Annotated in this window: 23 protein-coding genes; 16 read left to right on the forward strand and 7 right to left on the reverse strand. The window is 69.0% G+C overall.

Annotated features, from left to right (window positions below; genetic code table 11):
• Positions 1-139: 139 nt before the first annotated feature.
• Positions 140-409 carry a type II toxin-antitoxin system TacA family antitoxin gene (locus tag GA0070617_RS01605; RefSeq protein WP_091432978.1) on the forward strand — a complete coding sequence of 90 codons (270 nt, stop codon included), beginning with the start codon at positions 140-142 and terminating at the stop codon, positions 407-409.
• Complete coding sequence (locus GA0070617_RS01610) at positions 406-1,140, forward strand: GNAT family N-acetyltransferase (protein WP_217628758.1); 735 nt, start codon at positions 406-408, stop codon at positions 1,138-1,140. Before GA0070617_RS01605 ends, GA0070617_RS01610 begins: the two co-directional genes overlap by 4 nt.
• A gap of 49 nt (positions 1,141-1,189) precedes the next feature.
• Here the strand turns inward: GA0070617_RS01610 and GA0070617_RS01615 are convergent, their stop codons facing one another.
• Both GA0070617_RS01615 and GA0070617_RS01620 read right to left on the reverse strand, forming a co-directional pair.
• Entirely contained in the window at positions 1,190-2,047 is an 858-nt protein-coding gene (locus GA0070617_RS01615; RefSeq protein ID WP_091432980.1) for a MaoC/PaaZ C-terminal domain-containing protein, read from the reverse strand.
• Complete coding sequence (locus tag GA0070617_RS01620; RefSeq protein ID WP_091432983.1) at positions 2,047-3,459, reverse strand: 3-oxoacyl-ACP reductase; 1,413 nt, start codon at positions 3,457-3,459, stop codon at positions 2,047-2,049. The genes GA0070617_RS01615 and GA0070617_RS01620 overlap by 1 nt, the downstream gene beginning before the upstream one ends.
• A 57-nt stretch (positions 3,460-3,516) precedes the next feature.
• Between GA0070617_RS01620 and GA0070617_RS01625 the strand changes: the two genes are divergently transcribed.
• Both GA0070617_RS01625 and GA0070617_RS01630 read left to right on the forward strand, forming a co-directional pair.
• Complete coding sequence (locus tag GA0070617_RS01625) at positions 3,517-4,809, forward strand: acetyl-CoA C-acetyltransferase (RefSeq protein WP_091432985.1); 1,293 nt, start codon at positions 3,517-3,519, stop codon at positions 4,807-4,809.
• A gap of 460 nt (positions 4,810-5,269) precedes the next feature.
• On the forward strand, positions 5,270-6,184 hold the full coding sequence (locus GA0070617_RS01630) for an IS5 family transposase (RefSeq protein WP_091432989.1): 915 nt from the start codon (positions 5,270-5,272) through the stop codon (positions 6,182-6,184).
• Here GA0070617_RS01630 and GA0070617_RS01635 read toward each other — a convergent pair.
• Both GA0070617_RS01635 and GA0070617_RS01640 read right to left on the reverse strand, forming a co-directional pair.
• Entirely contained in the window at positions 6,181-6,357 is a 177-nt protein-coding gene (locus tag GA0070617_RS01635; RefSeq protein WP_091432990.1) for a DUF397 domain-containing protein, read from the reverse strand. The genes GA0070617_RS01630 and GA0070617_RS01635 overlap by 4 nt on opposite strands.
• 17 nt (positions 6,358-6,374) lie before the next feature.
• Complete coding sequence (locus GA0070617_RS01640) at positions 6,375-7,256, reverse strand: helix-turn-helix domain-containing protein (protein WP_175440406.1); 882 nt, start codon at positions 7,254-7,256, stop codon at positions 6,375-6,377.
• A gap of 567 nt (positions 7,257-7,823) precedes the next feature.
• Here GA0070617_RS01640 and GA0070617_RS01645 point away from each other — a divergent pair.
• The 8 genes from GA0070617_RS01645 (at position 7,824) to GA0070617_RS01680 (ending at position 16,814) form a co-directional block, all read left to right on the forward strand.
• Positions 7,824-8,003, forward strand: a complete 180-nt coding sequence (locus GA0070617_RS01645) for a hypothetical protein (protein WP_091445735.1) — start codon at positions 7,824-7,826, stop codon at positions 8,001-8,003.
• Complete coding sequence (locus GA0070617_RS01650; RefSeq protein ID WP_091432997.1) at positions 8,000-8,239, forward strand: hypothetical protein; 240 nt, start codon at positions 8,000-8,002, stop codon at positions 8,237-8,239. The genes GA0070617_RS01645 and GA0070617_RS01650 overlap by 4 nt, the downstream gene beginning before the upstream one ends.
• Positions 8,236-9,393: a helix-turn-helix domain-containing protein gene (locus GA0070617_RS01655; protein ID WP_091433000.1), complete on the forward strand. Its 1,158-nt coding sequence runs from the start codon at positions 8,236-8,238 to the stop codon at positions 9,391-9,393. The genes GA0070617_RS01650 and GA0070617_RS01655 overlap by 4 nt, the downstream gene beginning before the upstream one ends.
• Positions 9,394-9,848: 455 nt before the next feature.
• Positions 9,849-11,360, forward strand: a complete 1,512-nt coding sequence (locus tag GA0070617_RS01665; protein ID WP_091433003.1) for a type I restriction-modification system subunit M — start codon at positions 9,849-9,851, stop codon at positions 11,358-11,360.
• A complete protein-coding gene (locus GA0070617_RS01670) occupies positions 11,357-12,556 on the forward strand; it encodes a restriction endonuclease subunit S (protein WP_091433007.1) in 1,200 nt (399 codons plus the stop codon). The genes GA0070617_RS01665 and GA0070617_RS01670 overlap by 4 nt, the downstream gene beginning before the upstream one ends.
• 44 nt (positions 12,557-12,600) lie before the next feature.
• Positions 12,601-16,023, forward strand: a complete 3,423-nt coding sequence (locus GA0070617_RS01675) for a DEAD/DEAH box helicase family protein (protein ID WP_091433009.1) — start codon at positions 12,601-12,603, stop codon at positions 16,021-16,023.
• A 148-nt stretch (positions 16,024-16,171) separates the two neighbouring features.
• On the forward strand, positions 16,172-16,351 hold the full coding sequence (locus GA0070617_RS29540; protein ID WP_139135549.1) for a hypothetical protein: 180 nt from the start codon (positions 16,172-16,174) through the stop codon (positions 16,349-16,351).
• A gap of 187 nt (positions 16,352-16,538) precedes the next feature.
• Positions 16,539-16,814 (forward strand): hypothetical protein, encoded by a 276-nt coding sequence (locus GA0070617_RS01680; protein WP_091433013.1) that lies wholly within the window; start codon positions 16,539-16,541, stop codon positions 16,812-16,814.
• Between the two features lie 154 nt (positions 16,815-16,968).
• On the opposite strand, the gene GA0070617_RS01685 is transcribed toward GA0070617_RS01680, so the two are convergent.
• Genes GA0070617_RS01685 through GA0070617_RS01695 form a run of 3 tightly spaced genes read right to left on the reverse strand, consistent with a single transcriptional unit; the run spans position 16,969 to position 21,091 of the window.
• On the reverse strand, positions 16,969-18,141 hold the full coding sequence (locus GA0070617_RS01685; RefSeq protein WP_229688535.1) for a hypothetical protein: 1,173 nt from the start codon (positions 18,139-18,141) through the stop codon (positions 16,969-16,971).
• 53 nt (positions 18,142-18,194) lie between these two features.
• A complete protein-coding gene (locus GA0070617_RS01690; protein ID WP_091433016.1) occupies positions 18,195-19,283 on the reverse strand; it encodes a hypothetical protein in 1,089 nt (362 codons plus the stop codon).
• Positions 19,283-21,091 (reverse strand): hypothetical protein, encoded by a 1,809-nt coding sequence (locus GA0070617_RS01695; protein ID WP_229688536.1) that lies wholly within the window; start codon positions 21,089-21,091, stop codon positions 19,283-19,285. The genes GA0070617_RS01690 and GA0070617_RS01695 overlap by 1 nt, the downstream gene beginning before the upstream one ends.
• A 198-nt stretch (positions 21,092-21,289) precedes the next feature.
• Here GA0070617_RS01695 and GA0070617_RS01700 point away from each other — a divergent pair, with 198 nt between their 5' ends.
• From GA0070617_RS01700 to GA0070617_RS01715, 4 genes are read left to right on the forward strand one after another with little or no spacing between them, the layout of a single operon-like run.
• A complete protein-coding gene (locus GA0070617_RS01700; RefSeq protein WP_091433020.1) occupies positions 21,290-22,156 on the forward strand; it encodes a TNT domain-containing protein in 867 nt (288 codons plus the stop codon).
• 31 nt (positions 22,157-22,187) lie between these two features.
• Complete coding sequence (locus GA0070617_RS01705) at positions 22,188-22,427, forward strand: hypothetical protein (RefSeq protein WP_091433024.1); 240 nt, start codon at positions 22,188-22,190, stop codon at positions 22,425-22,427.
• Between the two features lie 24 nt (positions 22,428-22,451).
• The gene (locus tag GA0070617_RS01710) at positions 22,452-23,165 is read left to right on the forward strand and encodes a DUF433 domain-containing protein (RefSeq protein ID WP_091433027.1); all 714 of its coding nucleotides are present in this window, start codon (positions 22,452-22,454) and stop codon (positions 23,163-23,165) included.
• Positions 23,155-23,583 (forward strand): DUF5615 family PIN-like protein, encoded by a 429-nt coding sequence (locus GA0070617_RS01715; RefSeq protein WP_091433030.1) that lies wholly within the window; start codon positions 23,155-23,157, stop codon positions 23,581-23,583. The genes GA0070617_RS01710 and GA0070617_RS01715 overlap by 11 nt, the downstream gene beginning before the upstream one ends.
• The last annotated feature ends 12 nt before the right edge of the window (positions 23,584-23,595 follow it).

Genomic DNA, 23,595 nt, shown 5'->3' on the forward strand with positions numbered 1-23,595 from the left:
CGATGTGAGAACAACTTAGCTCACGATCGGGTGACTGTCCAGCCCTGGTGTTCGGGTGGCGAAACTGACCAGCTGGCGGGCGCATCCGCGTAGAAAGTTCCGTACAACTGCCGTACGCTCTCGGCAGAGGTGATGAGAGATGGCACCCAAGACCGAGCGTATCGAGATGCGGACCGATCCCGAGACCAGCGACCTGCTCGCCCGTGCGGCGCGAACGCGCGACGAGTCGGTCTCGTCCTTCGTCCTCAAGGCTGCGCGCACCGAAGCGGACCGGGTGCTGGCGCGAGCGGATCGGACGATCATGCCGGCAGAGCAGTTCGACGAGATGATGGCAGCCCTGGACAAGCCCGACGAGTCGACCAGGCTCGCCGATATCGCCGCCAGGCCGCGGAGGTTCCGCCGCAGATGACCGAATGGCTCTCCGGGCCGCTGGAACCGCAACACGATGTCGAGGATTTCGACTGCGGGGTCGATTCCCTCAACAGGTGGCTCATCGGGCATGCGCGCAGCGCCGCTGTCAGTGGCACTGCCAGAACGTACGTATGGACAGAAGAAGCTCCTGACCCGGCAGTGATGGCCTACTACGCGATCGCGCCCACCGTGGTCGTCCGCGATCAACTCAGCAAGAAGCTGGCTGGCGGATCGGGCGACGTACCCGGCTACCTCCTGTGCAAGCTGGCTTTGCACAGGGATCTGCACGGACAGAAGCTCGGTGGCGAGCTCCTGCTGGACGCACTGGAGAAGATCGTGCGTGCCTCGGATGAGTTCGGCGGTCGCCTGATCGTCGTCGACGCTATCGAATCAGCGGTGGATTTCTACTGCCGTTACGGGTTCAAGCCTGTCGTGGGGGTGCCCCACCGCCTCGTCATGAAAGTGGCGACCGCGCGGAACGATCTCCGTCTCGGGAGCCTGCGGCTGTCTTCCAACCGGGAGGCGGGCCTCGTTTCCATGGTGCTCAACCGCCCGGACGGCTCGTTGACTCCTTTCGTCGGGGACGCTGACGAGGCGCGTGCAGTCGCCAGGGAAATACTGGCCGCCGCTGAACAGCAAGAGCAGACCGGCGTGACCGGTGCAAGCATTGATCTTCGTGCGGTCATGGTAAGGGCTCTCGGCAGGGATCCGTTCGGCGAGGAAGCCTGAGATAGTCGGTCGGTCCAGGCGGGCGTTCGTCAGGCCGGTTCAGCGCGGGTCAGGTCAGGGTGCCGGTGAGGTGGGGGCGTCCGGTCCGGGGATCGTGCAGGGCGAAAGCGCCGTCGGGCGTGCTGTGGAAGCCGACCGTCGCCGGTAGCGGCACCGGCGCCTTGAACTCCACCGCCACCGTGTACGCCGCCGGCAGTCGACCCGCCAGGGCGGCCAGGCAGCGGGCCTTGCTCCACATGCCGTGCGCGATCGGGCGGGGGAAGCCGAACAGCCGGGCGCCCAGCCGGGAGGTGTGGATCGGGTTGTGGTCGCCGGAGACCCGGGCGTACTCCGTACCAGTCTGCGGGGTGACCCGCCAGTGGGCGGAGGCCGGCGGCGGCGTGGGACGGTCGCGGTGGTCGCGCCCGGCGCGGCCGTCGGGGGTCGGCTCCCGACGCAGGTACGTCGAGACGCCGTGCCACACCGGCACCCCGGCGACCGAGGCGAGCAGCACCACGTCGACCTGCCGGCCCCGCTCGTGCGGGCGCAACCCGTCGGCGTACGCGACCAGGTCGAGGGTCTCGCCGGCGTCGATCCGGCGGTGCACGGTGATCCGGTTGGCCACGTGCACCAGGCCGATCAGGGGCAGCGGGAAACCCGCACCGGTCATCAGCCGCAGCGCCAACGGAAAGCCGAGCACGTGCGGGTACGTCCCCGGCACCTCGTCGGTCAGCCGGAAGCCGCAGACCCGGTCGTACTCGGCCAGGTGGGTCCGGTCGACGGTGACCCCGGCGACGGCGAACTCCACCGCCGGCAGGGTGTCGCCGCCCCGGCGGCCGCCCAGCGGCAGCGCGCCGAGCAGGGCCCGCCGGTACGACGACCCGGCCGTCGGCAGCCGGTCCAGCTCGATCCGCGTCCGGTCGGTCATCAGGCCCCCAGCAGGCTCTGGCCGCAGACCCGGACCACGTTGCCGGTGACCGCGCCGGAGGCGGGCCAGGTCAGCCAGCCGATCGTCTCGGCCACGTCCACCGGCAGGCCGCCCTGGGCGAGGCTGTTCATCCGGCGACCCGCCTCGCGCAGCGCCAACGGCATCTTGGCGGTCATCCGGGTCTCGATGAACCCGGGGGCGACCGCGTTGACGCTGATCTCCCGCTCCCGCAGGGCCGGGGCCAGCGACTGGACCAGGCCGATCACGCCGGCCTTGCTGGTGGCGTAGTTGGTCTGCCCCCGGTTGCCGGCGATCCCGGCGATCGAGGAGACCGCGACCAGTCGCCCGCCGGCCGGGACCAGTTCCCGCTCCAGCAGAAGATCGTTGATCCGTTCCTGGCTGGAGAGGTTGACGTCCAGGACGGTGTCCCAACGGTCGGGGTCCATCCGGGCCAGGGTCTTGTCCCGGGTGATGCCGGCGTTGTGCACCACCGCGTCGACGCGGCCGTACCGACCGGCCAGGTGTTCGGCGAGCCGGGCCGGCGCGTCCGGGGCGGTCAGGTCGAGCTGGACGGCGCTGCCGCCGAGCCGGTTCGCCACCGCCGCGAGGGCGTCACCGGCCGCCGGTACGTCCAGGGCCACCACCTGAGCGCCGTCGCGGGCCAGCACCTCGGCCACCGCCGCGCCGATGCCCCGGGCCGCCCCGGTGACCAGGACCACCTGCCCGTCCAGGGGGCGGTGCCAGTCCGTCGGGGCGGTGGCCCGGCCGGAACCGACCCGGATGACCTGCCCGGAGACGTACGCCGACCGGCCGGAGAGCAGGAACCGCAGGGTCGCCTCCAGGCTGACCCAGGTGCCGTCGTCCGCGTCGCCGGTGACGTAGACCAGTTGGGCGGTGCTGCCGCGCCCGAACTCCTTGCCGATGCTGCGGGTCAGCCCCTCCAGGGCCCGCTGGGCGGTCGCCTGGCGGGGCGTGGCGCACTCCTCGGGCGGGGTGCCCAGCACGACCACCCGGCCACCGGAGGCCAGCGAGCGGGCCCTCGGGTGGAGGAAGTCGTACACCTGACGCAGTTGGGTGGAGTCGACGATGCCGGTGGCGTCGTAGATCAGCGCCCCGTTCGCCGCCCTCCGCCGGTCGGCCGCGCCGGCCGTCGTGTCCGCAGCGCCGCCTGCTGGTTCCGCCGTGCCGGTGGTCGGGTCGGTCGCGGTGTCGCGCATGGTGGCGCCGGTGGCCAGCAGGATCCGGCGGACCCGGTCGGTGAGCCGGCCGTCGCCGCTGAGCACGAACGGGGCGGGCAGCAGCGGATCGCCGGGGGTGAACCGGCGCAGTCGCGGCGGGTCGGGCAGCCCCAGGCGCTTGACCAGGGCACGGCCGGCCGCCGATTGGACGAAAGTCGCGTACCTGTCGGTCATGGGCGTAGCCTACTGGTCGGTAGGTTGTCGGCAAGTCAGCACAACGGAGGCGGGTTCGTGCAGAGCATCCGGCGGGTCGCCGTCATCGGTGGCAACCGTGTCCCCTTCGCCCGGTCCAACTCCCGGTACGCCGACGCCAGCAACGCCGATCTGCTCGGCGCGGCGCTGGACGGGCTGGTCGCCCGGTTCGGGCTGGCCGGTCAGCAGGTAGGCGAGGTGGTCGCGGGGGCGGTGCTCAAGCACTCGAAGGACTTCAACCTGACCCGTGAGGTGGTGCTCGGCTCGAAACTCGACCCGCGCACCCCGGCGTACGACATCCAGCAGGCCTGCGGCACCGGCCTGGAGGCGGTGATCCTGGTCGCCAACAAGATCGCCCTCGGGCAGCTCGACGTGGGCATCGCCGGTGGCGTCGACAGCACCTCCGACGCGCCGCTCGCGGTCAACGAGGAACTGCGGCGTACCCTGCTCCGGCTCAACTCCGCGCGTACCCTCGGCGAACGGTTGAAGCTCGCCGCCCGGCTGCGCCCGCAGCAGCCGTTCCGGCCGGAGCTGCCGCGCAACGCCGAGCCGCGTACCGGACTCTCCATGGGTGAGCACGCGGCCCGGACCGCGGTGCGTTGGGACGTCGACCGGCAGGCCCAGGACGAGTTGGCGCTCCGCTCGCACCAGCGGCTCGCCGCCGCGTACGACCGGGGGTTCTTCGACGACCTGGTCACCCCGTACCTCGGTCTGACCCGGGACCAGAACCTGCGCCCGGACACCAGTGTGGCCAAGCTTGGCGCGCTGAAGCCGGTCTTCGGCACCGACGGCCCGGACGCCGGGCGGGCCACCCTGACCGCCGGCAACTCCTCCCCGCTCACCGACGGCGCGTCCACCGTGCTGCTCGCCTCCGAGCAGTGGGCCCGGGAGCACCACCTGCCGGTGCTTGCCTGGTTCTCCTGGTCGCAGACGGCCGCGGTCGACTTCGTCAGCGGCGACGAGGGGCTGCTGATGGCCCCGGCCTACGCGGTGCCCCGGCTGCTGGAGCGGGCCGGGACGAAGCTCCAGGACTTCGACTTCTACGAGATCCACGAGGCGTTCGCCGCCCAGGTGCTGGCCACCCTGGCCGCGTGGGAGTCGCCGGAGTTCTGCGCCGACCGGCTCGGCCTGGCCGCCCCGCTCGGCCCGATCGACCGGGACCGGCTCAACGTGGTCGGCTCCTCGTTGGCCGCCGGCCACCCGTTCGCCGCGACCGGCGGCCGGATCGTGGCCACCCTGGCCAAGCTGCTCGCCGAGGCCGGCACCGGCCGGGGCCTGATCTCCATCTGCGCCGCCGGCGGCCAGGGCGTCACCGCCATCCTGGAACGCTGATCGCGTCGGCGCGGATCTCCGCGGTGCGAAGCCTTGAAAGATCTTGGAAGAAATGTGCCCCTCCAGGGGCCGAAATCCTCCAAGATCTTCTGGCTCGTGCGCCCGGTGCGACGGCGACATGCCCTCCGGTGCCTGTCGAGCTGAGTCACCCACGACATCGCCGCCCACCAACCGCCGCAACGTAGATCTTGGACATTTACCGTCGCATTCGGACGGTAAATGTCCAAGATCTAAACCCGTCGAGAGCAAAATGTCCCGGCTCGGGTGGGGGCGGGGTCAGCAGCCGAGGACTTTGGGGAGATCTGTGGTCACCCTGGCGGCCACAGATCTCCCCAGAGCGGGTCGGGGCTAGGCCGTGTTTCGTAGGGCGGCGTTGTTGGGGCGTGGCGGTGGTCGCTAATGGGAGAGGTCTCCGGTAGTTGGTTCAGCGACCAAGCTGGAACTTCACACCGGAGACCTCGTGCCGAGCGTAGCGGCAGCGAGGCGACATGACCTGACCGACGTGCAGTGGGCGGTCCTCGAGCCGTTGCTGCCTGCGGGAACGGGTCATGCTCGGCCGCGCAGATGGACCATGAGACTGATCATCGACGGGATCCGGTGGCGGGTCCGGACCGGATCACCATGGCGGGACGTGCCCGCGTCCTACCCGCCGTGGCAGACCTTGTACCGGTGGTTCCGGCGCTGGCAGCGCGACGGCGTCTGGGCGCAGATTCTCACCTCGTTGCAGGCCCTGGCGGACGCGGCGGGGTTGATCGGCTGGACGGTGAGCGTGGACTCGACCATCAGCCGCGCCCACCAGCACGCCGCTGGGGCCCGCCGTGACGGGCAGGCGCAGAAGGAGCCACCCGGTGGTGTGCAGACCGAGCCGGCAGATCACGGCCTCGGCCGGTCAAGGGGCGGCTGGACCACCAAGACCCATCTGGCCTGCGAGCAGGGCCGCAAACTGATGGCCATGGTGGTGACCGCCGGACAACACGGCGACAGCCCACAGTTCATCCCCGTACTGGCCAAACTACGTGTCCCACGCGCCGGTGGCGCCCGGCCCCGGACCCGCCCCGACATGGTGCTGGCCGACAAGGCGTACACGTCCAAAGCCAACCGAGCCCACCTGCGATCCCGGGGCATCCGAGCGTGCATCCCGAGCAAGGCCGACCAGGACGCGCACCGCAAGGCCAAAGGGTCCAAAGGCGGACGTCCACCCGCCTTCGACCCCGAGGTCTACCGCCTGCGTCACGCCGTGGAGTGCGGCATCAACCAGCTCAAACAACACCGCGCCATGGCCACCAGATACGACAAACTCGCCGTGCGCTACGAAGCCACCCTCACCATCGCCGCCATCAACCAATGGCTCCGCGCACTACGAAACACGGCCTAGTTGTTCTTGAGGGAGTCGACGAAGGTACGCCAGCCCTGGGCGTCGAAAGCCAGGGCGGGGCCGGCCTTGTCCTTGCTGTCCCGGACGGCGACAACTCCGGGAATGTTGTCCGCGACCTCGACGCACTGACCGTTGCTCTGGCTCTTGCTGCTCTTGCGCCACTTCGGCTGCACGGCCGTTCCTCCTTCTGCTACGCCAGCTTCCTGGCGGCATCGGCGATCAACTGACGAGACTTCGTGGAGCTGAGGGCCGAGCTATGCAGGTGTGTATAGGCCAGGGTAACCCGGCGCATGTCCTCCTCACGCTCCAGATACACGTCGCCGCCAAAGCTCTCGACGTAGGCGACCGGGGTGTGCACATCCTTCGGAAACTCAAGGATGGCAACCGAACCGAGCATTCCCGGGTGGGCGCCCTCACCGAACGGCAGAACCTGGATGTCGATGTTGTCGCGTTCGCTCATCTCGACCAGGTGGAGCAACTGCTCGCGCAGCACCTCCCGACCACCGACCTGGCGGTGAAGCGTGCTTTCGTCGATGATCGTCCAAAGGTTGAGCAACGGCTCCTCGGTGAGGCATGCCTGTCGCGCTAGTCGTACCTGGAGTCGTTTCTGTCGCTCGGCTGCCGCCTCGGTCATCCGCTGCTGGTCGAAGATGGCTTGGGCGTACCGCTCGGTCTGGAGTAGGCCGGGCACGGCGGCCAGCTCGAAGTTCCGGATCGCCGTCGCAGCGGATTCCAGCCCGATGTACATGCTGTACGGGGCGGGAAGCTGACCGAACTTCGCCCACCAGCCGCGCTCCTTGCCTTGGCGCTGAAGGTCCAGGGCGGTCTCCCGAAGACGGTCGTCGTCAACTCCGTACCGCGTCAGCATCACGATCACGTCGGCCCGGCTGACCCCGACGTCGCCAGACTCGATCTTGTAGACCTTGGACTCGGAACAGCCCAGCTCTGCCGCGACCTCCTTGTGCGAGACCTTCGCCGCCTCGCGGAGTCGGTGCAGCTCTCTGCCGAGCTGCCATCGCGCGATCGTCGGGCCACTTGCCCTCGCCACGTCTACCTCCAGGGTCGTGAACACCGCCAGTGTTCTCCTCTCCACCTCCGAGATCAAGGAACGCGGAGCGAATCCGCTAGTTCCATGGAATTCTTCCATGGAACTCTAGACTTCTCGCATCAGCTTTGTCACTCTCTGAGTGGAAGCCGTTACGTTCCTGGAGGTCTGATGGCTCGGCATGCGAAGAACCCAACGCGCACCGGCCCGCGGTGGCGGCTCTGGCCGTTCACCCGCCGCCGGGCGAGCCCACTCGACCGTCTGGGTCAGCCGCCGAGCTATGCCACGCCGGAGGTGTCGTACCGGGCCGTGGGGGTGGCGCGGGTGGTCTATCTGCCGGAACCGCTGTTGCTCACTCTCGCCGGGGAGTACCGGGCGGGTTGCTGGTCATGACGGCCCGGCGGACGCCCTACCTGGTTCAGCAGGCCTGGTACGTCCTGGAATACCACCGACATCACCGCTGCCCGGACTGCACGGACAGCGCCTGGTGCCGGGCGGTTCGACTCGCGCGTACCCGGATTGCGGCCTGGTACCGCTACCGCCAGGGGCAGCGGTAACCCGCCCCACCACAACATCAGTCGCAAGGGGATGGTGATGAGCAGACGTACCCGTAGCAGGCCTGATCGGCCGGGCGCGGCCGAGATCCAGGCCGCCGAGCAGCAAGCCGCCGAGCACGAGGCAGCCAGGCAGCGGATCCTGGCCCAGGCCGAGGCCGAGCGGACCCCGCTCGACGACACCACTCAGGCCAGGCCGGATCGGCGGGGTCGACGGTGAGCGTGGACGAGGCGATCGACGACGAGGCCATCGCCGTCGTGGGACGGCGGATGGTGGCCGCCCACGAGACCGGCCACCCGTGCTGGCGCTGCACCGCCGACACGGTCGTCACCTGCGACGAGGTGACGTGGTGGCGGGCACAGCTCACCGTCCTGACCCCGCGAGCAGCGGGGGCACCGAGAGCAGCAGTGGCCACGCCAGCAGTGGGGGCGACGCGAGCGGCGGTGGCGTCGTGAACGACGGTCTGCCGGTCGGTCGGCGGGTGGCGTACTGGCGGCAGCGGCGGAAGATGTCGCAGCAGGTTTTCGCCGACCGGCTCGGTAAGTCCAAGTCGTGGGTCGACAAGGTCGAGCGTGGGGTACGCCGGCTGGACAAGTGGTCGGTGTTGCGGGAGGTGGCCGACGCGCTCGACGTCGACCCGGACCTTCTCCTGGGCGAGGCCACCCCGCCCCGGCCCGCCGACGAGACCACCGCCGACGTCGAACCGATCCGGGCCGCGCTCACCCGCCACCCCGGCCTGCTACCGATGACAGCCGATCAGACCCCGACCGACCCGTGCCGGTACCGCACCCGACTCGCCCACGCCGACGCCGTCTACCAGCACGCTGACTACCCGACGCTGCTCCGGCTCCTGCCCGACCTGCTCGACGACACCCACGGCCGCGTGCTCCCCGCCGAGCTGCGCATCCAGGCGTACCGGCTCACCGCACAGCTCGCGGTGAAACTCGGCGCGACGGAGGTGGCGTGGCTGGCCGCCGACCGGGGCCTGGCCGTGGCCGCCGGCACCGACGATCCGCTGCTGGAAGCGGTCGCCGCCCTGCCGTTGGGTCAGGCGCTACGCGCCGCCGGCCGGCACCGCGCCGCCTTCGAGACGACGATCACCGCCGCCCACCAGGTCGCCCCACTCACCCCCGATTCGGATACGCCAGCCGAACGCGCGGCCAGCGCGGCACTGCTCGTCCAGGCCGCCCTCGCCGCCGCCGACCACGACGACCCGCCGACAGTGTGGGACCTGCTCGACGACGCCAGCACGCTTACCGACCCGGACGGGCCAGAGCGGGCAGCGGTCGACGCGGCCCGGGTCACCGCCGCAGCCACCCTCGGCGACCACCACACCGCCATCGAACTACACCAAACCTTGACGGTACGACCGCTGCCGATCGAGCACCGGGCCGCGTACCTGCTCGACGTGGCCGGTGCGTACCTGGCGGCCGGCGACGCACCCGGGGCGGCGCGGGCCCTACTCGCCGCCGGCCAACTCGCCCCACCAGAGCTGCGGGTACGACCAGCCGGGCGGGCGATGCTTGCCGAGGCGCTTACCCGGTCACCAGCCCCGGACCCGCACCTACGGGCGCTGGCCGAAGCCGCCGGGGTGAATGGTGCCTGGTGACGGGTCTGCTCGGGATCCTTACTCGGCATGGCTGCCACGCTATCCCTGAATGCGCAACCCCGCCGGGGTCGGTGAGGGGTAGGTTAGCGACCCACCCGGATCCGGTCGGCTGCGTACAGCTCGCGGGACCCGTCGGCACGGAGGACCACGAGCACCGGGACACCTTTGCCACCGTCCCCGCCGCGTCCCGGCTGCTCATGAGCGCCGACTGGCTCGCACCTGCGGAGGTACGGGTACGCCCAGCCGGCCGAGGAGCCCTCGCCGACATCCTGACCAGATCACCAGCCCCCCGACCCGCACCTGGTAGCCCTGGCCAGGAGTGTCGGCGTCGGTGGCCCCTGGTGATGGTGCCGCCGGGCAGGGTTGTCTAAATGGCCGGCAAGCCCACCCCCGCTTGATCGCGACAGCCGCTAGTCTGTGGGGTCAACCTGACGCGACACCATGGGACGAGGCACGTGATAACCGGTGAACTGAAGAGCAAGATCGACCGCGTCTGGGATGCCTTCTGGTCGGGCGGCATCTCGAACCCGCTGGAGGTGATCGAGCAGATCACCTACCTGCTCTTCATCAAGCGCCTGGACGAGATCGAGGCCCGGGAGCTGTCGAAGCTGGCGCGCTTCCCGGATGCCCCGGTCATCCTGCGGTTCAAGCCGGACCAGCAGGAACTCCGCTGGTCCACGTTCAAGCGCCGGGACCCGGAGACGATGTTCAAGATCGTTGCTCACCAGGTCTTCCCCTACCTCCAGACGCTCGGCAGCGACGGGTCGACGTACTCGCACCACATGCGGGACGCCCGGTTCACCATCTCCAACCCGGCGTTGCTCGACCGGGTGGTCGACATGCTCGACAAGATCCCGATGGAGGACCGGGACACCAAGGGCGATCTCTACGAGTACATGCTCGGCAAGATCGCGACGGCCGGACACAATGGACAGTTCCGCACGTCCCGGCACATCATCCAACTCATGGTCGAGATGATGGCCCCGACGCCCGCTGACGAGATCTGCGACCCAGCCTGCGGCACCGCCGGCTTCCTGGTCGAGGCGGGCGAGTACGTCCGCCGCACGCACCCGAACGCGCTGCACGACGCGAGGCAGCGGAAGCACTTCCACGAGGAGATGTTCCACGGCTTCGACTTCGACGCCACGATGCTGCGGATCGGCAGCATGAACATGCTGCTGCACGGCGTGGAGAGCCCGGACATCCGCTACCGTGACTCGCTGGCCGAGAGCGTCAGCACCGAGTCGGAGAAGTACTCGCTGATCCTGGCCAACCCGCCGTTTGCCGGCAGCCTCGACCACGAGAGTACCGCCAAGGATCTCCAGCAGATCGTCAAGACCAAGAAGACCGAGCTGCTCTTCCTGGCGCTCTTCCTCCGGCTGCTGAAGCCTGGCGGGCGGGCGGCCGTGATCGTGCCGGACGGTGTGTTGTCCGGGTCGAGCAAGGCGCACAAGGAGCTACGCAGGATGCTGGTCGAGGACCAGAAGCTGGACGGCGTGGTGAAGCTGCCCAGCGGCACCTTCAAGCCCTACTCGAGCGTCTCCACGGCGATCCTGCTCTTCACCAAGACCAACAGCGGCGGCACCGACAACGTCTGGTTCTACGAGGTGACCGCCGACGGTTGGAGCCTGGACGACAAGCGCACGCCGCTCCTGCCAGCCGAGAAGCTGGGACCGGGAGCGGTGCTCGCCGAGGACGAGTACGTGAAGAACAACCTGCCGGACGCCTTGGCGCGCTGGTGCCGCCGGGACGGCGACGAGTTGCAGCGGGCGCGGACCGAACAGAGCTTCTGCGTCCCCAAGGCCGACATCGTGGAGCAGGACTACGACCTTAGCCTTAACCGCTACAAGGAAGTCGTCCACGAGGAGGTCGAGCACCGCGCACCGCTCGACATCCTGGCCGATCTCGAACGCCTGGAATCCGACATCCAGCAGGGCATGTCGGATCTGAAGGGGATGCTCGGATGACGGCTACGTTGGAGTTGTCCAAGCTGGCCGATGTCGCGTCGATAAATCCGAGGCTCGTTGTACGCCCAGAAGCTGAAGAGCTCATTTCGTTCATTCCAATGTCGGCGGTCGACGCCGTGACCGGAGCCACTGATAGTGGCCAGGATCGCCCGTTCGGTGAGGTGAGTAAAGGCTATACTCTTTTTGCAGACGGAGACGTTCTCGTCGCCAAGATCACGCCTTGCTTCGAGAACGGAAAAATCGCCCAGGCGCGACTCGCTCGATCGGTGGGTGTTGGGTCTACCGAGTTCCATGTGATCAGACCGAAGAGTGCGCGACTGGATGCACGCTACCTTCTCCATTTCCTGCGCAGGCCGGCGGTTAAATTGGCTGGCGAAAGGCGAATGACCGGCAGTGCCGGACAACGGCGGGTGCCAGAGTCTTATCTTGCCAATCTTGCGATTCCGATGCCTTCTATGGATGAGCAAAGGCGGATTGCAAAGGTGCTGGATCGGTCGAACGAGTTGCGCATCAAGCGCCGTGAAGCCCTCGTGCACCTCGATGATCTCGCCCAGTCAATTTTCCTCGACATATTTGGCGATCCTGTCGCAAATCCAAAGGAATGGCCTGTTGCGGCAATGTCTACGCTTTTTGATAAACCGCCTACCTACGGCACGATGATCCCAGCCTCGGCGCTAGGCGGATCTTGGCTGTGCCTGCGCGTAGCGAACATCCAGGATTGGAAGATCGACCTGTCGGACCGAAAGTATGTCGACCTTGAGGGGTCTGGTTTAAATCGTCACGTTGTGAAAGACGGCGATGTTTTGCTTGCGCGGGCGATCGCAAGCCAGGAGCATCTCGGTAAGGCCGTGGTCGCCCACCCCGGGCAAGGTCAGTGGGCGTTTGATTCTCACCTTATGCGGCTCAGTTTTGACGCTCGTCGAGCGAATCCGGAATATATCTGTGCGTTTTTTAGGAGCTCGGGTGGCAGAAGTCTGTTTCTTCGGGTAACGAGGCGTTCATCGGTACAATTTAACATCAATACAAAGGAGATTTCCAAACTGTGCTTGCCTGTGCCTCCCGTGGCACAACAGAACGAGTTTGCGGGTCGGATGCAGGAAGTTGAAGATCTTCGCGCGGCCCACCGAGGCGCACTCGCAGAGCTGGACGCGCTCTTCGCGTCGTTGCAGGATCGGGCCTTTCGGGGGTTGCTCTGATGTGAGAGGCTGTAGGGCTGTCCACTGTGGGGGGTAGACGTCCGATGAGTAACTTCGCGTTCCTGGGGGCCGACGAGTGGTCGTTCCTGTTTGACGAGGCCCGGCGGGCCGAGCGGCTTGCCGTCGCCGACCCGCGGGTCTCGTGCTTCTATGCCCGGCGCACCCTGGAGTTGGCGCTCGGCTGGCTGTACGACGCCGACGCGACGCTGAAGCGGCCGTACCGCAACGACCTCGCCGGCAAGATCAACGAGGCGACCCTGGGCAAGCTGGTCGGCCCCGACCTGCGGGCCAAGATGGACATCATCCGCAAGAAGGGCAACCGGGCCGTGCACGAGCGGCGGCCGGTGACCGAGCAGGACTCGGTGCCGGTCCTGCGGGAGCTGTTCCACGTCACGTACTGGATCGCCCGGCGCTACACCCGCGACCAGGCACATTTCCCGGAGAGCGCGGTCGTCTTCGACCCGAAGTTGATCGCCCCTGCCGACGCCACCGACGTGCAGCAGCGGACCCAGGCCCAGGTGAAGGCGCTCGCGGAGAAGCTTGCCGCCCGGGACGCGGCCCTGGCCGCCGAACGCGAGAAGAGCGCCACCCTCGACGCCGAGTTGGCGAGGCTGCGCGCCCAGGTCGCCGCCGCGAAGGCCGTCAACGAGGCCCGCCCCGACGACCACGACTACGACGAGGCGCAGACCCGGGATCTCTTCATCGATCTGCTGTTGGCCGAGGCCGGCTGGCGGCTCGACGGCCCGGACGACCGCGAGTTTCCGGTGACCGGGATGCCCAACGCCACGGGCACCGGCTTCGTCGACTACGTGCTGTGGGGTGACGACGGCAAGCCGCTCGCGCTGGTCGAGGCAAAGCGCGCCCGCCGAGACGCGACCGTGGGCCAGCAGCAGGCCAAGCTCTACGCCGACTGCCTGGAGCAGCGGTACGGGCAGCGCCCGGTCGTCTTCTACACCAACGGGTACGACACCTGGCTCTGGGACGACACCGCCTACCCGCCCCGCCCGGTGCAGGGCTTCTACACCAAGGACGAGTTGGCGCTGCTGATCCAGCGTCGGGCCAGCCGGCAGCCGCTCGCGGAGGTGCCGATCAGGTCGGAGATCGTCGAGCGGCACTACCAGCACCGGGCGATCCGCAAGATCGGCGAGGCGTTCGAGCGGGACGGGCAGCGGCAGGCGCTCGTGGTGATGGCCACCGGCGCGGGCAAGACCCGGACCGTGATCGCCCTGGTCGACGTGCTGCTGCGGGCCAACTGGGTCAAGAACGTGCTCTTCCTCGCCGACCGTACCGCCCTGGTCACCCAGGCCGTCAACGCGTTCAAGAATCACCTGCCCAGCGTGACCACGGTCAACCTGGTCACCGAGCGCGACAACGACGGGCGGGTGTACGTCTCGACGTACCCGACCATGATGGGCCTGATCAACGAGACCGTGAGCGGCGGACGGCGCTTCGGGCCGGGCTACTTCGACCTGGTCATCATCGACGAGGCGCACCGGTCGGTGTACCAGAAGTACCGGGCGATCTTCTCCTGGTTCGACGGCCTGCTGGTCGGGCTCACCGCGACCCCGCGCAACGAGATCGACCGCAACACCTACAGCCTGTTCCACCTGGAGGACGGCGTACCCACCGACCACTACGACCTCGACGAGGCGGTGGCCGAGGGCTACCTCGTCCCACTACGGGCCTTTTCGGTGGCGACGGACTTCCACCGGCACGGCATCCGCTACGACGACCTCAGCGAGCAGGAGCAGGAGGAATGGGAGTCGCTCGACTGGGGTGACGACGGCCCGCCGGACAGCGTCGACACCGACGCGGTCAACAAGTGGCTGTTCAACAAGGAGACCGTGGACAACGTCCTGAAGACGTTGATGGTTCACGGGCACAAGGTGGCCGGCGGCGACCGGATCGGCAAGACGATCATCTTCGCCCGCAACCAGGCCCACGCCGACTTCATCCAGCAGCGGTTCGACGTGGCGTACCCGACGCACGTCGGCAAGCGCGCCCGGGTCATCACCCACAAGACCGAGTACGCGCAGAGCCTCATCGACGACTTCGCCCAGCCGGAGAAGGACCCGCACATCGCGATCTCGGTGGACATGATGGACACCGGCATCGACGTACCCGAGGTCGTCAACCTGGTCTTCTGCAAGCCGGTCCGGTCGAAGTCGAAGTTCCTCCAGATGATCGGCCGGGGCACCCGCCTGCGCAAGGATCTCTACGGGCCGGGGCAGGACAAGAAGGACTTCCTGGTCTTCGACTTCTGCCGGAACTTCGAGTACTTCAACCAGAACCCGGAACAGGCCCAGGGCAAGCTCACCGAGTCGCTCACCGAGCGGCTGTTCAAGGCCCAGCTCGACCTGATCCACCGTCTCGACCAGCGACTGCCCGCCGACGCCGGGCCGGAGACCGACGCCGACGGGACCCAGAGCGAAGCCGGCCTGCGCTGGGCGCTGGCCCGCGACCTGCACGCCCGGGTGGAGGGCATCCGCACCCACCTGGACAACTTCGTCGTACGCCCCAAGCGACGCCTGGTCGAGTACTACCTTGACTTCAGCCGCTGGCACCGGCTGACCCCGGACACGGTCGACGAGATCGGCGGCAACCTCGCCGGCCTGCCCACCTCGGTGCAGGACAACGACGAGGCGGCCAAGCGGTTCGACCTGATCGTGCTGCGCCTCCAGCTCGGCCAGTTCGACGTGGTGCCCGGCTACGAGCGGATGCGCCAGCAGGTGCAGCAGATCGCCTCGACGCTGCTGGAGCAGGCCAGCATCCCGGCGGTCCGCGACCAGCAGCAGCTCCTCGACGAGGTGGCCGGGGACGAGTGGTGGCGGGACGTGACCCTGCCGATGCTGGAGCTGATGCGGCGGCGGCTGCGCGGGCTGGTGCGGTTGATCTCGCTGGCGAAGCGGGCCATCGTCTACACCGACTTCAGCGACGAGCTGGGAGAGATCGCGGTAGTCGAGCTGAACGACATCCGGATCGGCACCGACTTCGAACGGTTCCGTGCCAAGGCCCGGGTGTACCTACGCGAGCACGAGAACCACCTGGCGTTGCAGAAGCTGCGCCGCAACAAGCAGCTCTCCCCGACCGATCTCGACGAGCTGGAACGGATGCTGGTGGCCAGCGGCGGCGGCACCGAGGAGATCGACCGGGCCCGCCGCTCGTCGGACGGGCTCGGGCTCTTCGTCCGCTCCCTGGTCGGGCTCGACCGGGCGGCGGCGATGGAGGCGTTCAGCGAGTTCCTGACCGGCCGTACGCTGACCGCCAACCAGATCAGCTTCGTCACGTTGATCGTCGACCACCTGACGCACAACGGTGTCATGGAGCCGGTACGGCTCTACGAGTCCCCGTTCAGCGACATCGCGCCGAACCCCGATTCGATCTTCCCCTCCGCCGACGTGGAACGGCTGATCACCATCCTCAAGTCGGTCCACGCCACCGCCGCACCGGCAACCGAGGTCGCCTAGCGAGCCACGCCCACGGTCAATCCCCGGCCGCGGAACGCCCTACCGTGGCCGGGGAGGATCGACGTGCGGCGTCGCCTCGGAAGATCCTGTCGCAGCCTGGCTCGTTGTGGCACCCTGACATCATGGTTCACTCACTTAGCGCATCAACGTGACCCGTCAGGTTGCCGAGAATCTCGCTGCGGCTCTCAAGGTTCGCCGACAGTCGATCGGATCCGTGATTGGCACCCTGGACTCCATCTACCTGCACGGGCAGCGGCGGGCAGGCCTGTGGCAGGAGCGCACCAATCGTCGTCTGGACGTCACGTTCACGGCGGCGCAGACAGATTAGGTAAGGGCGGCACTCGGTCAGCGGGTGGAGGTCTCGGGGCGAGTCATTCGCGCCATCGACGATGCGTTGGTGAGTGTCAAGATGCGGACCCTGGAAGTCCTTCCGAGTGGTCCTGTCACGGACCTGATCGGCCTAGACCCCGATTTCACCGGCGGCGTGGATCCGGTGGATTACGTGAGGGAAGTTCGTGGCGCGTCCTGACAACCCGACGTCGGTCTACCTGGACTCGAACACCCTGATCTACGCCATCACCAAGAAGCCGAGCTATGAGCCTGTCGCCGCCGTCCTGCGCTTGGCAGAGGCCAGCAAGATCGTTGTCGTGATCTCGAACTTCACCTACGTCGGGGTCTTTGGGGAGATCTGTCGTCGCCAGGGTGACGACAGATCTCCCCAAAGCGGGTTGGGGCTAACGGGGGCAGGTCGCGTGGCAGCAGAACCCGGGCACAGTTGCCGCCGGTCGTGACACCTTCCCGGCGTTACGCGAAACCACCGTCACAAAAGTCCCGCAAGTACCGGGATGTTGTCCTCACCCACCCGCCCGAGACCACCACAACCAGGAAGTTAACGCCTCGGGCGCGGCGGTACGCGCTGGACAGCGCCCCCACGTGGGCGGCCCGTCAGGCGAGGGGGCAGCAGGTGTCAGTGGGGGCGCTCTCCACCTGGATGCTGTGCAGCCCCACACTGTCGGCGTGCTCCACCAGCAGCGGTGACCAGCCACGCTGGGCGGAACCGGCCGTTGAACCGCCCGGCGCGCGACGGAGCACGGTGTCGCGGATCGTGGTGTCGACGTACTCCAGCCGGCTGACCAGGCCGTCGACCTCGCTGCGCCCCCAGCCGGCGACGCGCACCCCGTACCGGGGGCCGGTCCAGGTGACGCAGACGCCCCGGATGTCGATCCGCTCGCAGATCCGGGCCTGCGGGTCGCGGTGGTACCGGTCGGTGTTGTCTCCGGCCAGCAGCCGGAACCCCATCTCCACCTCGCGCAGGCAGACCCCGCTGACCGCGACGTCGTGCACCGCGCTCAGGTAGAAGCCCTCGACCGCGTCGCGGACCCGCAGGCCGGCCACCCGTAGCCGGTTCGGGTGGTACGAGGGGCCGACGATCGTATCGACGCTGGCCCCGATCGCGCCCCAGTGCACCGCCAACCCGGTGTGCCCACCGGTCACGGTGACGTCCTGGACGGTGACGTCGCGAACCGCGCCCATCAGCGCCACCGCGTTGGCGGCCCGGTTGTCGCCGTGGTCGACGTGCACCCGCCGAATGTCGACGCCGCTGAGCCACTGCGGCGTACCCGGATAGAGGTAACGTCCCACGGTCAGTCCGGTGCCCCGGTCGCCGTCGTGCTCACCGGGCCGACTGGGCGCGGGCCGCAGCCCCAGGTCCAACACGGACACCCGACCACCCAGTACGTGCAGCACCGGTCGGTCATCCGGCACAGCGACGGTCAACCAGGTCGCCGGCCCGCCGGACGGCGGCGCGGGGCCGGACCCGCTTGACCCGCTGGGCGGCGCGGGGCCGGACCCGCTTGACCCGCTGGGCGGCGCGGGTACGGACGGCGCGCCGCGGACGGTCCAGCCGGTCGGCACGGTCAGGCCGTGGGCGAGCGGGTACCGGCCGGCGGGCAGGGTGAGCACCCCGCCCGGTGCCGAGTCCAGCAGCTTCTGCAGGTACGCCCGGTTCAACTCCGGGTCCGACCCGAGCGCCACCGGGTCCGCCCGTGCCGTCACCGGGTCCGGCCCGAGCGCCACCGGGTCCGGCCCGAGCGCCACCGGGTCCGCCCCGAGCGACACCGACCCCGTCGTCTCTGGGTCAGGCTGCGTTGGTATTGGGCCAGGCTGTGTCGTCACGGGGTCCCGTCCTCGAATCGGCAGGCGAGCTGGCGGGCGGTGCGTTCCCGACGGAATCCGCCGCGTTCGGTGATCCCGAGCAGCACCGGGCCGTTCCGGTCAGCGGGCAGGCGCAGGTCCAGGATTTCGCCGTGTCGGCCGGTCACCTCGACCGGTACCGGTGTTCCGTCGACCAGGTCGACGGCGTGGATGGTGAGGTCGTCGGCGCGTACCCGGTCGCCGGTGGCCTCGGCACTGGCCCGGCCGGCCGCCCGACGGGCGGTACGCAGCACCTTCAACGCCGCCCGCGCCGGCTTGCGTTTCGCGTACGACCGGGTGGGGTTGCGGGGCAGCGGCGGTGCCGGCGGTACGGTGCCTACCCCGACCCGGTGGTCGGCCGGGCCGTCCGGGGGCACCACGAGGAACGGGCAGCCGGTGCCGGTCGGGCCGGGCGGTAGCGGTTCGGCGTCGGGCACACCCGGCGGTAGCGGTTCGGCGTCGGGCACGCCTGGCGGTAGCGGCTCCGCGTCGGGCACGCCTGGCGGTAGCGGCTGAGCGTCGGGCAGCGGGTCCAGGCGTACCCGGTCGATCCGCAGGCCGATCGCGCTGCGGGCGGAGAAGCGGTGGGCGGCCCAGTCGGGCAGGTCGACGCGGGGCGCGCTCAGCTCGACCAGGAGCAGGTCGTCGTCGCCCAGTTCGTCGGCACCGAGGGTGAAGGTGACGGTCTGGATGCTGCCCCCGGCCCGCAGCCAACCCTGCCGGCGGGCCAGTACGGCGGCACCGCGTACCCGGCCCTGCGAGCTGAGCACCACCAACCGGGGCCGTTCCGGCTGGGCCGGGGCGGGTTTGACCCGGTTGGCCCACCAGCGGGTGCCGGCGTCGTCGAGTTGCAGGGTCACCGCCACCCGGACCGGCCGCCGCACCGGTCGTACCTTGAGCCCGATGGTGGCCGGGTCACCCACCGCCCGGCCGATGATCTGGTGGCCCCGGACCAGTTGGTCGACCACGCAGAGCGCACCCTGCTGGCCACCCGATACCACGGTGGGCAGCTCGCTGACCGGGTGCGGGACGTCGAACTCGGTGCCGAACCAGGTGCCCACCGGCATCAGCGGGCTCCCGTCGGCAGGGCCGGGTCGGCCCCCGGCACCGCCGGGGGTGGCTCGATCGTCGCGGTCGGCGAGACAGCCTCCACCCCGACCAACGGCACCCCGGCCGGCGGCGCGGTCCCGGCCGGCGGCGCGGTCCCGGCCGGCGTGGAGGTCCCGGCCGGCTTGTCCGGCGGGCCGCCGGTCAGCGGCATCCGGGTCAGCATCGGCTCCCGGTTGCGCCACATCCGTTCCACCGCCGGATAGAGCGGGTCGGCGTCGCTCTCGATGTGCCGGAACGCGGCGCCCATCGACTTGAGCAGGTGGGTGGCGGGCCAGACGTCCCACTGTGGCACCAGCGGGGTGACCAGGTCGCTGCCGCTGCGGTAGAGCCAGAGCCAGAGCCGGGCCCGGCGGACCTGCTCCTCGGTGACGGTCAGCTCACCCCGCTGGGCCGCCGCGATCGCCTCGTCCAGGGCCCGCCAGTAGTCGCCCGCGTCCTCGACGACCGTGGAGATCCCGCAGGCGCTCCACTCGGAGTGTCCGGCCTGGATCACCGGGATGCCGTACGCGGGCAGTTCGTTGCTGACGCTGCCGCGCACAGTTACACCGAGGTCGACCAGGCTCCACAGGGCGTTCTTGCTCAACGCCGTACTGGGGTGGAAGGCCAGGTGCCGGTGCCGCCGGTGGGCGGCGGCGGTGGTGGCGAAGAAGCCTGTCGAGTCGTAGAGCGCCTGGCTCGGGTGGTCCAGGAAGAGCCACTGCGCGTCGGTACGGCGGGCGGCGTACCCGGCGGTGTCGGCGAACCAGTCGGCCAGGCTGGGAAAGAGTTCCTTGTTGGTGCCGAGCGCGTCGGAGACGGCGTGGTTGAAGACCGCGACGACCGGTCTGGCCGGGTCGAAGCCGAAGCGGGCGGCGACGTGGCTGCGCAGCCGGGCCCGTTCGGTCGGGTTGCTCAGGTCGACGGCGGCGGTGACCCCGCCCCGCCACCAGCTCGGCCGGCCCAGGTTGACCTTGGCCCGCCAGGCGATCAGTTCGGCGGCGGAGTGCAGCTCGGCGCGGCGGGGCCAGATCCGTTCGGCGAACACCTCGCCGATCTGCCGGGTCAGCTCGGCCCGGAAGGTGCCGGTGCCGCTGTCGTGCTCGGGGAAGAGCCCGTACGCCTTCAGGCAGCCGGTCTGCTGGGTGTGGATGACCGGTACCCGGGCGCGGCGGGCCGACTCCACCGCCAGGCCCCACTGGTCGTAGTCGACGTGACTGGTGACCAGCGCGGCCACCGGGCCGGCGTGGAACAGCGTCTCGTAGACCGTGGAGAGGCCGACACCGAGTTCCCGTCGACGTCGGTGGTCGGCGCGGGTGGCGTGGTCGGCGGGGAGCCGGGGCAGCTTGGCCAACCGGCAGTACGTCGCGTCCGCGTACCCGGTCAGGGTCGTCTCGTCCAACGGCGCGGCCATCGGCAGTCGCCGGCCGGCCACGGTCGGCGCGGTGGCGGGGTCCTTGCGGTGGCGTTCGACGAGGTCGTACACGTCGAGCACGTCACCGGCCCCGAAGGCCAGCGCGACCCGGCTGACCAGGTCGACGTCGAAGCCGCTCCAGAGCGTACGCCGCCAGTCCGGCTCGACCCCGGTGAGCACCACCAGGTGCGCCGGTCGGATCCGGCGGATCGCGTTGGCGAAGACCAGGTTACGCAGGGTGACCCGGATGTCCTGGTGGAAGGCCTCGACCACGATCGTCTCGTGGTGCTCCTGGGGTGGCAGGTGCTTCTCCCAGTACGTCGTCGCCGCATCGAGGAACCACTGCAACTCCGTGGGTTGGGCCTTCAGCCACACGCTGGCGCCGCCTTTCCGTCGAGGTGGTGACGGTAGCCACCCCAGGTGACCGGTCAGGAGCCGAAAGGTGACCGGTGCGGGAACGGGACGCAGCCCGCAGGTGAGGACCTCTTTCAGGTAGCAAAGCGGACAAATCTCTCATTTCTTCAGCGGCTCTCTCGATGATGAGGGCGGTTTGTCGACTTTGGGAGGTTTGTTATGAGAACTGGTCGAACGGTGTTGACCGTCCTGGCCGGTGCCACGCTGGTGCTGATCTCCACGGCCCCGGCGGCGTCATCGACCCCCGCCGACGCGGCCACCGCCGGCCGGTCGGCGACCGTCACCGCAGCCGACGGCCCGCAGGGGATCACCGCAGCCGGCCCGCGGATGGTCGCGGCGGCCGACGCGGGCCCGTCGGTGGGCCGGGCGGCCGACGCGGGGCCGCAACCCGCACCCGGCGGGAGCCTGTGCCGACCGGGCCGCCCGCCGAACGCCCCGCCCACCACCGAGTACTACGACGGCAACCCCCTGTTCGGCCCGGCCGAACTGCCCACCGCCGTCCCGGTCGGCCCGCTGCTCACCGGTTACCGGCGGTTCGGCGGGCTGACCGAGAACGAGTGGGCGGCGGCCTACCTGACCGACGACCGCACCGCGCTGCGGTACCCGCCGTCGAACGGCTTCGCCCTGGGCCCGGACGGGGTGCCGATCAAGGCCCGGCAGACCCTGCTGCCCGGCTACCGGCTCGACCGGTTCGGCTCGCCCGGCGGTGCCTTCCTCTCCCCGCTCGGCACCCCGTACAGCTCCCGGGCGCTGCCCCCGCTCAACCTGAACACGCCGGCCGCCGCACCGCTTGCCAACTACCACACGTACTGCGTGGTCAAGCCGTTCCCGGTCGACTCCGGCCCGATCGCACCGTGGTTCGCCCAGCCCGGGATGGGCACCCAGTTCCAGCTCAACCCGGCGTACCTGCCCCAGGCCGGGGCGACCCTGAACGTCACCTGGCTGCTCACCAACGGTTACCTCGTCGAGGAGAACCTCACCCCGTGCGTCCCGGCCGCCGCACCGAAGCAGCAGGCCGTCTGCTGAAATTCCCCGGGTACGCCGAGAGGAGGCCCCGGTGGACCGGTACGAGGTGCGCGACGCACTGTTGGCGGCCGGGCTCTCCCCGGACGCCTTCGAGATCGAGGGGGTGCACCGGCCGGACCCGCTCCCGCCCGACTACTGGTTCCTGCGCCGGGCCGGCTCGGAGGGCTGGGCGGTCGGCGTGTACGAACGCGGCGTGGACGACGTACGCCTGCGCACGCCGAGCGAGTCGACCGCCTGCGCCTTCCTCCACCGCGCCCTGACCGGCACCTGACCAACACGGACGAGAGGTGCGACCATGGCGGAGTTCGGCGGTTACTGTGGCAGCGTGACGCAAGCAGGGGTGACGGCTGACGAGCGCTTCACTGTGCCGTTGCTCACCGCTCATGCGGCCGGAGTTCATCTCGGGATTCCGCCCAGCACGGTCAAGCAGTGGATGAGGGACGGCGACGGTGGTCAGCCCGCTATGCACTCGGTGCCTTCCCCGTCGCCGCACGGTCCTCGCCTGCCCTTCGTTGCGTTGGCTGAGGCGCAGATCCTCCGCGAGTTGCGTAACACCGGTTTGTCGATGCATCACATCCGCGCCGGTGTGGCACGACTCAAACAGGAGACCGGCGAGGAGTATGTCTTGGCGACCAACACCATCGCCACTGACGGCGAAGCATTGCTTTACAACGCGGCGACAAAGGTCGCACCTGAATGGGTGCGTGCCCACGACGGTCAGATGACCTTCCGGCAGGTCGTCGAGGCCGCCATCAAGTATGTCTCGTACGCTCCGGACGGCTTCGCTGACCGCATCATTCTTCGGCCGTATGGTGCGGCTCAGGTCATCATCGATCCACGCTTCGGGTTCGGGCAGCCTGTCTTCAGTGGCAACAAAGTTCGGGTCGAGACGATCGCTGATCTTTTCTACGGTGGCAACGAGTCCGTCGAGGACATTGCCGACGAGTACGACCTGAGTACCGACGATGTCGAAGCCGTGCTCCGGGTGATGGCGCGGCGTGCGGCCTGAGTTTCTCGCTGATCGGAATCTCGGGAAACGGGTGGTGCAGGTGCTCCGTGCCGCAGGAGAGTCCGTGCACACACTGGCAGACGTGTTCGGTGAAGGGAACGCCCAGGGGGTCGAGGACGAGTCCTGGATCTCCTATGCCGGATCTCGAAACTGGGTGGCGCTGACCAAGGATCGACGTATTCGGCATGTCACCCGCGAACGCGAAGCGGTGCGAGAGCACGACGTGATGCTGTTTGCGCTCGCGAATGCCAATCTTGGTTTCGCTGACATGGCGGGAGCCTTTCTGCTGGCGATGCCACACATACACGGCATCTGCGCCGCGAAACCCGGCGGGTCGATCTGGGTGGTGCAGCGAAACGGCGCCGTGGAGAGGATCTGGCCCCAGCCCCGGGAGTGGGACCTTCGGGCGTGGCCGTGAGAATGTCCAGCC

The organism is Micromonospora yangpuensis (assembly GCF_900091615.1).
GTDB lineage: Bacteria > Actinomycetota > Actinomycetes > Mycobacteriales > Micromonosporaceae > Micromonospora > Micromonospora yangpuensis.

Bases quoted from the DNA above. Each gene is read 5' to 3' on its own strand.
- GA0070617_RS01605 (WP_091432978.1), top strand. From the start codon at position 140: ATGGCACCCAAGACCGAGCGTATCGAGATGCGGACCGATCCCGAGACC.
- GA0070617_RS01610 (WP_217628758.1), top strand. From the start codon at position 406: ATGACCGAATGGCTCTCCGGGCCGCTGGAACCGCAACACGATGTCGAG.
- GA0070617_RS01615 (WP_091432980.1), bottom strand. From the start codon at position 2,047: ATGACCGACCGGACGCGGATCGAGCTGGACCGGCTGCCGACGGCCGGG.
- GA0070617_RS01620 (WP_091432983.1), bottom strand. From the start codon at position 3,459: ATGACCGACAGGTACGCGACTTTCGTCCAATCGGCGGCCGGCCGTGCC.
- GA0070617_RS01645 (WP_091445735.1), top strand. From the start codon at position 7,824: ATGAGCAGACGTACCCGTAGCAGGCCTGATCGGCCGGGCGCGGCCGAG.
- GA0070617_RS01670 (WP_091433007.1), top strand. From the start codon at position 11,357: ATGACGGCTACGTTGGAGTTGTCCAAGCTGGCCGATGTCGCGTCGATA.
- GA0070617_RS01675 (WP_091433009.1), top strand. From the start codon at position 12,601: ATGAGTAACTTCGCGTTCCTGGGGGCCGACGAGTGGTCGTTCCTGTTT.
- GA0070617_RS01690 (WP_091433016.1), bottom strand. From the start codon at position 19,283: ATGCCGGTGGGCACCTGGTTCGGCACCGAGTTCGACGTCCCGCACCCG.
- GA0070617_RS01700 (WP_091433020.1), top strand. From the start codon at position 21,290: ATGAGAACTGGTCGAACGGTGTTGACCGTCCTGGCCGGTGCCACGCTG.
- GA0070617_RS01710 (WP_091433027.1), top strand. From the start codon at position 22,452: ATGGCGGAGTTCGGCGGTTACTGTGGCAGCGTGACGCAAGCAGGGGTG.